At 43.1% G+C, this 12181-nt stretch carries 10 protein-coding genes; all 10 read left to right on the top strand.

The genetic code is table 11. The features are described from left to right. The first annotated feature begins 347 nt into the window (after positions 1–347). The 10 genes from malK to R7E38_RS13000 all read left to right on the top strand — a co-directional run bounded on the left by malK (position 348) and on the right by R7E38_RS13000 (position 12179). A complete protein-coding gene (gene malK / locus R7E38_RS13045; protein WP_005375271.1) occupies positions 348–1466 on the top strand; it encodes a maltose/maltodextrin ABC transporter ATP-binding protein MalK in 1119 nt (372 codons plus the stop codon). A gap of 422 nt (positions 1467–1888) precedes the next feature. After that, positions 1889–3289, top strand: a complete 1401-nt coding sequence (locus R7E38_RS13040; protein ID WP_033906767.1) for an undecaprenyl-phosphate glucose phosphotransferase — start codon at positions 1889–1891, stop codon at positions 3287–3289. 10 nt (positions 3290–3299) lie between these two features. Further along, positions 3300–4505 (top strand): outer membrane beta-barrel protein, encoded by a 1206-nt coding sequence (locus R7E38_RS13035; RefSeq protein WP_206957822.1) that lies wholly within the window; start codon positions 3300–3302, stop codon positions 4503–4505. Between the two features lie 12 nt (positions 4506–4517). After that, complete coding sequence (locus tag R7E38_RS13030; protein WP_005375265.1) at positions 4518–5051, top strand: polysaccharide biosynthesis/export family protein; 534 nt, start codon at positions 4518–4520, stop codon at positions 5049–5051. Between the two features lie 15 nt (positions 5052–5066). Then, on the top strand, positions 5067–7247 hold the full coding sequence (locus R7E38_RS13025; protein ID WP_171342490.1) for a GumC family protein: 2181 nt from the start codon (positions 5067–5069) through the stop codon (positions 7245–7247). Continuing rightward, positions 7225–8034, top strand: a complete 810-nt coding sequence (locus R7E38_RS13020) for a putative capsular polysaccharide synthesis family protein (protein ID WP_053303826.1) — start codon at positions 7225–7227, stop codon at positions 8032–8034. The genes R7E38_RS13025 and R7E38_RS13020 overlap by 23 nt, the downstream gene beginning before the upstream one ends. A gap of 2 nt (positions 8035–8036) precedes the next feature. Continuing rightward, positions 8037–9089, top strand: coding sequence for a glycosyltransferase (locus R7E38_RS13015; protein WP_182016446.1), 1053 nt, complete (start codon positions 8037–8039; stop codon positions 9087–9089). Beyond that, entirely contained in the window at positions 9055–10302 is a 1248-nt protein-coding gene (locus R7E38_RS13010) for an O-antigen ligase family protein (protein WP_053303828.1), read from the top strand. The genes R7E38_RS13015 and R7E38_RS13010 overlap by 35 nt, the downstream gene beginning before the upstream one ends. 15 nt (positions 10303–10317) lie before the next feature. Continuing rightward, entirely contained in the window at positions 10318–11151 is an 834-nt protein-coding gene (locus tag R7E38_RS13005) for a putative capsular polysaccharide synthesis family protein (RefSeq protein ID WP_005375258.1), read from the top strand. Continuing rightward, complete coding sequence (locus R7E38_RS13000) at positions 11148–12179, top strand: glycosyltransferase family 4 protein (RefSeq protein WP_206957823.1); 1032 nt, start codon at positions 11148–11150, stop codon at positions 12177–12179. The genes R7E38_RS13005 and R7E38_RS13000 overlap by 4 nt, the downstream gene beginning before the upstream one ends. Positions 12180–12181: the final 2 nt, after the last annotated feature.

Genomic DNA, 12181 nt, shown 5'->3' with positions numbered 1-12181 from the left:
TTAGAAACTGCAGTCATCCAAGAGTGGATGGTAAGAACCCTTTCCCAGCAGTGCCTACGTATTAGGAAAAAGATTTGCTGGTTTTGCATTGCCAGACGAGTGGAATGTCATTATTAGTGTTGTTTGTGGTAATTATTTCACGGGGGAGACAATACGAATAATGTGGGGGAGAGAAACTCGTACTTGGCTATGATGGGTAGCACTTCTATTCAGGACATTTTATTGAAGTGCTACCCTACTTTTCTTACCAACCGCAAGAACTTACCGATTCCTACTGTTACTGCTCGCTAGATAATTCATATAATGATGAGCGGTGAATAATAAAAAATTGATCGAGGACGAGCTACATGGCGAGTGTCACGTTAAAAAATGTTTGTAAAGCGTATGGCGACGTACTGATTTCTAAGAACGTAGACCTAACAATCAACGAAGGTGAATTTGTTGTTTTTGTAGGTCCATCAGGTTGTGGTAAATCTACCCTTTTACGTTGTATTGCCGGTCTTGAAGACATTACTTCAGGTGATTTGTATATTGGTGACCAGCGCATGAATGACGTCGAACCATCCAAACGTGGTGTTGGTATGGTATTCCAGTCTTACGCTCTTTACCCGCACCTTAACTTATATGACAACATGTCATTTGGCTTGAAACTAGCAAAAGCAGACAAAGCAGAAATCGACAAGCGTGTTGAACAAGCAGCAGAAATCCTACAACTAGGCCACTTGCTTGAGCGCCAACCAAAAGCACTTTCTGGTGGACAGCGTCAACGTGTGGCGATTGGCCGAACATTGGTATCGCAGCCAAATGTATTCCTTCTAGACGAGCCACTATCAAACTTGGATGCGGCACTGCGTGTAAACATGCGTGCACAAATCACGAAACTTCAGCGCCAACTTGGTTGTACCATGATCTACGTAACGCACGATCAGGTAGAAGCGATGACAATGGCAGATAAAATCGTTGTACTAGACGGCGGTTATGTATCGCAAGTTGGTAAGCCGCTTGAGCTTTACCATTACCCACAAAACCGCTTTGTAGCTGGCTTTATCGGTTCTCCGAAAATGAACTTCATGAGCGTATTCATTGATGAAGTAGAAGCAGAGCGCGTCAAAGTTCAACTATCTAACGGCGTATCTTTCTGGATTCCGGTGGATGGTACAACCGTTAACCGCGGCGACCGAATGTCTTTAGGCATTCGCCCTGAGCACCTATTATCCGCTTCTGAAGCTGATGCAAGTATTCACGGTGAAGTGATGATTGTTGAGAAGCTAGGTAACGAAACTCAAGTATACCTAAATCTAGAAGGCGCGGACGCCGACGTTATTTTCCGTCAGCCGGACACGCTTGCAGTCGACACTGGCGATAAAATCGAGATCGGTATTCCAGCTCATCGTTGTCACCTGTTCCACAGTGATGGTCGCGCATGCCGCCGCCTATACAAAGAAAACGGCGTAGAAGTCGAATAGTTCATTCGTCCTTACTCAAAAAAATCCCTCTCAAGTGAGAGGGATTTTTTTATCTTAATAAATATCAGCAATTCGATACTAAATCATTAATCGTGAACGAATCAAATCACCCGTTTCTTCTACCCTCACATAAACCATTGTCTTTGTACTGATACTTCATTTTTAATACTTTTCCTCATTCCTCATAAGTAAGTACCAGCTTTTTCCTAACCCGCCAAACTTAGCCAAAGGGCTAAATATCATTCTTATTTCCACTTACCTCAACAAAGCAAATTTTTACACTTATCAACGAAATTACACGTGACAAAAAACTCAGCAGCATTCCACAGAATGCTCTGTGCACTAACTACTAATAACGTTCACGACACGGCAATTGGGGAAGACACCCAAGGGCGGTAGCGTGTCAGAAGGGAAACTGAGTCATGAAACAAAAAGGACTTATCCGCTCTCATGAGATGGAGTTCGCTTTTTTATATCGCATCTCAGATCTTGCTGTCATCGTCTCTTTTATGCTGCTTTTAGTGTTCAAAGACATGAATACTGCGATGGGGAAAGATTACGTCATATTGGCTTTCGTTGGAGGCATCTCCTTTCTATTTATGGCAGAAAGCGGCAATCTTTATCGCTCTTGGCGAACCAGTTCGTTTAAAGAGCAGATGTTTATTGTCTGTGTTGCTTGGGCGGTGACTTCTGCACTTATCTTTATTGTGCTGTATTTTTCTGAAGTCCATACCTTATTTGATAACACAATTTTAGCGCTGTGGTTTGCGATTACGCCCGCTCTGCTTTTAGCATGGCGAGTAACATTCCGTACCGGATTAGCCTATTTGAGAAAAAAAGGATTCAACACTCGCACTGCGATCATCATCGGCCAAACTCCTCACGGCATTACCCTAGCTAACGAAATTCAAAACCACACAGAACACGGCGTGCTTTTTGATGGCTTTTACGACGAACGATCTTCCGACAGACTGCCAAATTCTGATTATCCTATTAAAGGAGCTGTTGACCACGCCCTTGAGCGAGCTAAAAAAGGGGAAGTAGATTACGTCTATATCGCGATGCCAATGCACGCAAAAGAGCGCATTGCGTCACTTCTTAACCAATTCTCAGATACCACCGCAAATACGTATCTGATTCCCGACTTCTTCACTTATAACCTTTTACATTCTCGTTGGGCGCAGATCGGCCAAGTTCAAACACTAAGTGTCTTTGATACACCTTTTGCTGGAATTTCTTCTTGGGTAAAACGGTTTGAAGACATCTTGTTTTCGAGCATTATTTTGGTCTTAATCGCCCCTATTCTATTCGTCATTGCGATTGGCATTAAGGCAACGTCTAAAGGCCCTGTCATCTTTAAACAACATCGTTACGGTCTTGATGGACGCAAGATTGAAGTCTGGAAGTTCCGTTCAATGACAACCATGGATCAAGGTTCCAACGTGAAACAGGCGACAAAGAACGATCCTCGTATTACGCCTTTTGGCGGATTTCTACGTCGCACCTCTTTGGACGAACTGCCTCAATTTATCAATGTACTGCAAGGGACCATGTCTATTGTTGGTCCACGCCCTCATGCCGTGGCGCACAATGAAGAGTATCGCCAGATTGTTGACCGATACATGCTACGTCACAAAGTAAAACCAGGCATTACTGGCTGGGCGCAAATTAATGGCTATCGCGGCGAAACAGACACCTTAGAAAAAATGGAAAAGAGAGTCGAGTTTGATTTGGATTACATCCACCACTGGTCGGTTTGGATGGACATCAAAATCATCTTTATGACCGTTTTCAAAGGCTTCACTGGTGCTAACGCTTACTAAGGTTAAGATTATGAAGAAACTGACAATGGCAATAACATTGAGTCTGTTTTCTACTGACTTGCTCGCAGAATCGATGGCTTACCAAACCGAGTCTGGTATAGAGTTGATTCCCCTCGTAAAAACTTTCTACGAGGGAGATGACAACATCAATAAAGCGGAAAAATCCGGCAATGTAGAATCGGTCAATATTTGGGGTATAGAACCAAGCTTACTAGCACGTATAGAACGGAATCGCTATCGCGCAGATATTTTATATAAGTTAAAAGCTGGCTTTTCATCTGACGATCGCAACGACTTCGACGACCACACTTTTCAGTTTTCCAACTTTTTCGAATTTAATCATCGTCATCGTTTAGTGGTTGATTACCGTTTTCGCGCCCAGCATGAAGTTCGAGGAGAAGATATTACCGAAGGTAATGGTAGCGCAATCGACTCACCAATAGAGTTCAACCGTAACGATGTAAAAACCAATTATGTCTTTGGATCTAACGGTGCCAAAGGCAGACTCGAATTCGGTTTAGGCTATAGTGATAAAACCTATCAAAACTATCGTGACGGCTTGCCTGGGCGCCCAAACGCTAAAACTAAATACAACGATTTTCGAGCTCCCAATGCACATTTGGAGTTCTATTTAAGAGCGACGCCAAGAACCTATTGGTTAGTCGGAACAAACCAAATCGTAACCGAGTATCAGCACCGAAATTCTGCGCAGCCATCGAAAGATAACAACACCAGTTTCTATTACACCGGTGCCGAATGGGAAGTCACAGGAAAAACCAAAGGCATCGCTCGACTCGGTTATCAAATCAAAGATTTTGACAGCGCTCAACGAGAGACATTTAAAGGCTTTAGTTGGGATATCGGCTTTGAATGGTTGCCTCAAGAACAAACTCTAGTCAGCGTGAAAACCACTCAAGCGGCGGTTAACCCCGATCAAGATGGCGATTACAACCTACAAACTCGTTACCGACTGAACCTGAAGCACGATTGGAATAGTTACCTTGCAACTCGCTTAGGTGCTGTTTATCAACAAGATGATTACACGGGAATCTCCAGAAACGACGATCGGTACACTCTATCTTTTGGTATCGATTATCAGATCAAACGTTGGATACAGCTGCAAGCCGATTGGCAATACCAAGATAAAAACTCTAGCCGATCGGATTATAGCTTCGAACAAAATATTTGGACTTTAAGCGCACAGTTTTCTCTGTAAAAAGGATTATTAATGAAGGCATTCATCAAATTCATGAGTGTAGCGTTGTTGCTATTTAGCACTTTGGTCAACGCTGACTCAAACGAGGAAGATTACTTACTCGATACTGGCGATACCATTTCCGTGCAGGTCTATGGTGAAGAAGATCTTACGATTAAAAATATTCTAATAACGTCAGATGGCTACTTTGATTACCCCTACCTTGGCCGAATTAAAGCAATCAAAAAAACACCAAAACAACTCAAGTACGAAATAGAAACGGGCTTAAAAGGCGATTATCTCATCAATCCAAAAGTGATGGTCACCATCAATAATTTTCGTCTGTTTTACGTTAATGGCGAAGTCAGGAAGCCTGGTGGATTTGAGTACCGTCCAGGATTAACCATAGAGAAGGCCATCGCTCTAGCAGGCGGCTTGACCGACAGAGCCTCACGCAAAGGCATTAACCTCACCAAGCATAAAACGGGTCAAACGATGGAAGGGGTCAGTATGCACCGCAACGTTGAACCTGGTGACATTGTATTTATTGACCAGAGCTTCTTTTAAGTGACAGGGAATCAAATGAACGGGACTCATCCAAATAATCTCCAGATGAACAAAGTAGAACTGATTCGTTTTGGCCATCACTTCAAAGCGATTAAAAAGAATTGGCTAAGCATCGCAGCATTCACGCTTCTGTTCTCATTAACTTGTACTTGGTATATCTACTCCAAAGCATCGATATACCAAGCTACAGCTACGCTACTCATCCAAGAGGAGCAAAAAAGCGCCCTTTCAATCGAGGAAGTATATGGCGTCGACACGACAAAAAAAGAGTACTTTCAAACGCAAATCGCCATTTTAAAATCGAATCATATTGCAGATAAGGTCATTAGAGAGCTGAACCTCACCCAATTACCTGAATTCACAAGCTCAGGGGGGTTAAATAAAAAAATCGACCAAATAAAGTCGATTCCTTTTGTTCAAGACCTACTGAATGTGGCACCAAGTCCAAAAGAAACCGCCCAGTTTTCAGAGTCCTATTATCAGGCACTTCAAGCTTTCAGAAGTAAACTCGATATTGAGCCAGTACGTAACACCCAATTAGTCAGAATTCGCTTTCGTTCTACCGATCCTAAGCTTGCGACGACAATCGCCAACGCGGTCGGCCAAGCCTACATTGACGCAAATTTTGAAGCCAAATTGGTCGTTACACAAAATGCGGCTACTTGGTTGACAAATAACTCTCAAAAATTGGAGGAGCGATTACGTAACTCGGAGCAAGCGCTGCAAGAATTCTTGTTAAAAGAAGGGTTGATCGATATAAACGGTATTGATGAAATTTACGCAAATGAGCTAGAAGAACTCACTCGCAAGCTGAATATCGCTGTTAATAAGCGTATTGAAGCGCAGACGTTAATCCAATTGTTACGACGTAAATCTTCGCAAAGTTTAGACAGCTTGTTGTCAATTGATGAATTCGCTAATCAAGCGCAAATCCGCGATCTAAAATTGTCGGAAGCACAGGCAGCCAAAAATCTCTCTGAACTGGCACAGCGCTACGGACCTAAACATGATCGAATGATTCAGGCGAAAGCGCAGCTTGCTGAAATTCAATCTAGAACCCAGCAACTCATCCGTGACATTTCCTTCAGTAAGCAACAAGACCTTCTTGCTGCAAAAGCGCAAGAGGACATGCTTCGCGCAGAACTCGATAACAAAAAGTCAGACTTCCAATCGTTAGGGTCACAAAAAGCGCGTTACGAACAGTTAAAACGCGAGGTTGAATCCAATAAGGCACTCTATGAAGCGTTCTTAAATCGTGAGAAAGAGACCAACGCCACCAGCGACTACAAGAATGTCACTGCTCGCTTTACTGATAAAGCCATCATTCCTCTATTCCCGGTGGCACCACAACGAATCAAACTGGTACTAATTGCCACCTTTTTTGGCTTTGCCATTGCTTGCGCTCTAGTCATCATCTTAGAAACGATGCGAGAAGTTATCCGAAGCACAGCCGATGTGCAAGAAAAACTTGGTGTTACGTGTTTAGGTGTGATTCCTATGGTCAAAAAACGCAATTTGCGTAAAAACGGCGTCAGTTATACCGCGTATTTAGATGATGAAGAAAAGCTATTTAGTGAAGCTTGCCGCTCCGTCAGAACCTCGCTTCTGCTCAGATTAACCAACACGAAGCAAAAGATATTGCCCTTTACCTCTGCTATTCCAGAAGAAGGAAAAACATCAACCAGTATCAATATGGCGGTGTCGTTTTCAAAAATGGAAAAGGTATTGATCATCGACTGCGATTTACGTCGACCTTCCATCGCAAAGCGATTCGGTATTGCTGAATCAAGCCCTGGCTTAACGCATATCCTGACGATGGATACGCCAATCAAAGATTGTGTTACACATATAAAAGAAGCCAACTTAGATGTATTACCGGCCGGCCTAATTCCGCCAAACCCACAGGAATTATTGGCTTCTGATCGCTTTAAAAAGTTGCTCGAACATTTTCAAAATAAGTATGACCGGATCATTATCGATACACCGCCCCTACTGTCAGTGAGTGACGCACTTATTCTTGGTCAGTATGCCAATGGTCTGATCACCGTCATTCGCTCAGAATCGACAAAATCATCACTGGTTAACCTTGCGTTATCTAAACAAATACAACACTCAGTTCCATCTCTTGGCGTCTTAATCACACAAGCCAAGGCCAAGGAAGGAGAGACGCTTTATGTCCAGAAATACGCCTACTAACGTAAACCTATCTTGGTACCAAACGTTGAAAAGCCAAGAACAGCCGGTATTGATCTATCAAATGGGCAAAGTAGGTTCGAGTGCATTAGAGCATTCCATTCCTGACTCGATTCACTTGCACGACCTTATGACCGTCGATGCGCAAAAACAAATATCCCCCGTTAGAGCGCAATTGCATAAGCCTCAGATCAATGCGTTAAAGCGACGACTAAAGCGCATAACGATGAGCCGCATGTTAAAGCGTAAGAAAAAAGTTCGAATTATCTCGCTGGTGCGTGAACCGATCGGACGAAATGTCTCAATGTTCTTTCAAGCACTTCCTTTTTGGATGGCGGACAAATATCTAAAGGATGACAGCGCAATACGTACCGAACGACCGCAATTACTCCAAGAAGCATTTGATAAGCACATGAATCATCAATATGCGCTGCAGTGGTTTGACAACGAGATCAAACAACTAACAGGGATTGATGTGTTTAACGAGTCTTTTAATCACGAAGTAGGCTATCAAACATACCATAACAATAACTTCTCACTGTTGGTCATTCGAAGTGACAAGCTAACGAAGGCTAACTCCGCAGTTGAAGACTTTTTAGGTTACCCCGTGGATGTTGTTTATGAAAATCAATCAGACAACAAATGGTACTCGCCACTAATGAAAGAATTCAAAACGCAATTTCAACCTACACCCGAGTACGTTGAAGAAATGCTGAATTCTAAATTGACGAAGCACTTTTTCTCAAATACAGAAATCACCGACCTTAAACAGCAATATCTGACCAATTAATCATGAAAACCAAGATTCTACATATTATCAATGATCTTTCTCAGAACGGCGGTGCTCAGAAGTTCTTAGTCGACCTTGTTTTAGAACATAAGCCTGAATACGAAATCAAAATTTTGGTCTTGTGTGATGAAAATGATTACTTACCAATGCTATCCGCCCAAGGGGTAGAGTGTTTTAACTGGCGCACATTGTCATTGAGTGAGAAATTCTCTTTGCTGCGTTGGCCGGATGTCGTTCACGGGCACCTCTACCCTTCCATTTACCTAGCGCTATTGGCGGTAGGTAAAAAACGAATCCAGACTGAGCACTGTTCTTATAACCGTCGACGTGACTATCCGCTGTTTAAGTTCATGGAATACGTCTTATATTGGGGCCACGACTTGACGGTCAGTATTAGTGAAAAAGTACAAGATGAACTGGTGAAGTTCATGCCTCGCTATCAACATAAATATCACGTGGTGCACAATGGCGTTGATTTAAAAAGGTTTTCTATGACGCCAAGATTCGCCAGCCACCTAATCGACAAACCAGTTATCAAGATTGGCATGGTGGGCCGACTTCACCAACATAAAGACCATGAAACGCTTATCCAAGCACTTATCCATTTACCAAGACTATACGAACTCCACCTTGCGGGAGATGGAGAAAAAAAATCGTCACTGCAAGCATTGGCAACAAAAATCAACGTCGCGCAACGTGTTCACTTTCATGGCGTAGTTTCTGACGTTCCAGCCTTTTTGAACGACATGGATATTTACGTGCAATCGTCGCACGTCGAAGGCTTTGGTTTGGCGGCGGTTGAGGCGATGGCAGCAGGCTTACCCGTACTATCGTCGGACGTACCTGGTTTGGATGACGTCACCGGACGTGCCGAATATTTATTTCAAGTTGGTAACGCCACTGAACTGAGCCAAAAAGTTCTCCAACTGTGTGAAAGTGTTGAGCGGTATGACGCTGCAAGTCAATACTCAGTCAATAGGGCCTCTCTTTACACCATCGATAAATTTCGTGAAGGTTACTATGGAATCTACCAGCAGCTTTGCGCCAACAAATAGTTCCGCGCCATCGAGCCATCGCGCCTCATTGCTTGCAGCATGCCTATTAGTATTGTTCTTTATTCCAATGAAGTTTCGTGCTGGAGGAATAGCGCTAGCCCCATCTGACATCGCAAGCCTTTTGTCTATTGGTTTTACTGCATTAGTGGTATTGGAAGGAAAAGCTGAAAAACTCATACATCCCTGTATGGGGTTCCTCGTATTGTTCACTGGGTATGTGTTCATAAATGGTCTGCTAAATCGCGTCCCTTTAATGCCGCTAGTTATAGAAACTGTGCAATGGTTAGCGATTTTGTGCCTACTGAGCCTAATGTACGCCTATGGCGTGTTTGATGACGAACGGGTAATGGTTTATTTCACGTATCTGTTGTTTTTCATCTGTTCGCTCGTTGCCTTATGGCACTTTGCTCAGGGCTATCAAAGTGGGTTTAAGTTACTCGGGGTAAGTAAATACGGGTTCGGTGTACTGTGCTCACTACTGTACCTTTATCGAGATAAAATTCGCGCTTTCCACCTTTTGATGCTCGTAGCTTTAGTATTACTGGTGTTGTCACAAGAAAGAAAAGCGCTACTTGGTTTTTGTCTGCTTTTCTTCTTTGACCAACTGCTCGTAAAAAACTTAATGAGAAAATCGCTCAGCGAAACGTACACGTGGACAATTTTATTAGCCTTGAGCTTCATTGTGTTTACTGCCGTCACAACCACACTCTACGTTGGGTTTGAAACGCTAGCAGACACATTGGAAATAACCCAAGAAGACGTCTTATTTGCCAACCAAAGTGAAGCGCGCTGGGTATCGAATCTTCATAGAAAACTTTTACTTGCCAATGGGCTAGATATTTTACTTCAACACCCAGTGTTAGGTGTCGGCGCGAAAATGTTACCCAACTTTATGATCAGTTACTTTAATTATGATGAGCTGGCGATCTACACCCACAACTTTGTGTTAGATACCGCAATTGAATACGGATTGTTTGGTATCGGTCTGCTGTTTGGTGGTTATTTTCTTTTTATTCGCTTTTGCTTCCGTAGTCTTAATGAAAACAGAAAAAGCCTATTACTTGCGATATACGCCCTCATCATGGTGTTTTTCGTTGCGGTAAACACCACCATAATTTTAATACTCTTATTACCCGTCATGATCAGCATGAGCAACGACTCAAGGGCCATTGCTCATACTTTTCCGGTAAACCATCACCACGAATATGAATAATCAAGGATAGGATAGATGAAGTATTCAATCTCTCGACAATTTGAAAAGAACCGAGAACTCCAAGCTGATAATTTTGTTTTAGTTTACCAAATGGGCAAAGTTGGCTCCTCATCAATTGAGCACACGCTAGGGGAGAAAAATATCCCGAGCTATCACATCCACACCTTTGATGATCACGAAGAATTTCACATGTATCACAATAAAAAAGACGTGAGTAAATTCTTCGACTTCCGAAACCGCGCACTCTATCGCTTAGTGCTCAAGCAGCGAAAACGTATCTTACAAAAACGCGAGCAGATTAAAATCGTTACGCTGGTCCGCGATCCAATCGCAACTGTCTTTTCTCGTTTCTTTCAAGACCTCCATTTGCAATTTATCGAAGGCAAAAAGAATGATGCAATTCACCGAGATATGGAAGTCACGTATCAGCACCTCGAGCATTGCTTTGATAACTATATCAATCTCAACTATTTTGCGGACTGGTTCGACAACGAGTTAAAGCGTAATTTCAATATCGATGTGATGCGCCAAGAGCTGGACAACACTCAACCTTTCTTCACATTCCAGAACGATCAGGCCAACGTCATGCTAATCAAATGCGAACAGCTCAGTTCTCTTGATAAAGAAATCGGTGAGTTTCTTGAGTTGCAAGACTTCGTACTGAAAAACAGCAACGAAGCGAAAAACAAGTGGTACTCCAATATCCACCAACACTTTAAGAATCACTACGACTTCTCAAAACTGTTCTATATGTACGATCTTCCCTTGTATCGCCACGTTTATTCAGAGCAAGAGCGTGATGCTTTTAAACACAAATGGATGCAAACACCAGGGACAAAATCATCATGAAGAAAGTACTCCATGTTACAGAAGCGTTTGGAGGTGGCGTTCAAACCGCCCTCTATAGTTATGTTCACTCATCCAGAGACGAGCCTTATCAACATTTCTTGCTAGCCAGAGCCCGAGAAAACGACTTGACCAATGAGAACAACCACCACATTTTCGTACAGACAAAGTGGGTAGAAGGCGGCTTGCTTCAATTTATTCGCGATGCAAACCACATGATTGCATCACTTGCTCCCGACGTCGTGCATTTGCACTCGAGTAAAGCGGGATTTCTCGGCCGATTTCTAAAGATTGGCAAGGCACGCTTGGTTTACACACCGCACTGTTATGCCTTCGAACGTGAAGATATCTCAGAGCTTGCACGCCAGATCTATAAAGCACTAGAGAAAGTAAAACTGAGCAAAATTGATGTGGTTGCAGGCTGTAGCCAACGAGAGTGTGACCTAGCCATTAGCATTGGTGCGAAACGTGCCGAACTGCTCAACAACTACGTGTCTTATCAAAGTGAAGATCGTATAGAGCGAAACAAGCAAGAAGCGCTGAAGCTCGTTGTACTTGGTCGTGTCGCGCCCCAAAAAGATCCTCAGTTTCTTATCAGCACATTGCAGTTCCTTAATCGGTATGCGCTTAACCGCCCGATAGAAATCACATGGATAGGTGGCGGTGACCACGTACTCGAACAGAAATTACGCACTGAAAATGTGGATGTAACGGGCATGCTGCCTCGCGATGAGGTAGTTGAAAAGCTCAAGGGTTCAGACCTTTATCTACATACTGCAGCATGGGAAGGGATGCCGTTAACCATTCTAGAAGCATCCAAGTTACATCTTCCTATGGTTATTCGGACCATCGGCGCAACCAAAGATCTCAACTACCCGTTTTTAGCGCTCACACCTGAAGAAATGGCCAAGCAGATCGCGCATTGTGTCAATCATTATGAAGAGATTGATTTTCGCCAATATACAGCAGAATTAAACGATGCCTTCAGTGAAGAAAAACAGCGCCTCGCACTCAATAAACTTTACGGTTAAAT

This window comes from Vibrio sp. Vb2131, assembly GCF_033338535.1.
GTDB classification, from domain to species: domain Bacteria; phylum Pseudomonadota; class Gammaproteobacteria; order Enterobacterales; family Vibrionaceae; genus Vibrio; species Vibrio alginolyticus.
Note: the sequence above shows the minus strand (reverse complement) of the source record. Positions and strands in the feature narration are given on the sequence as shown.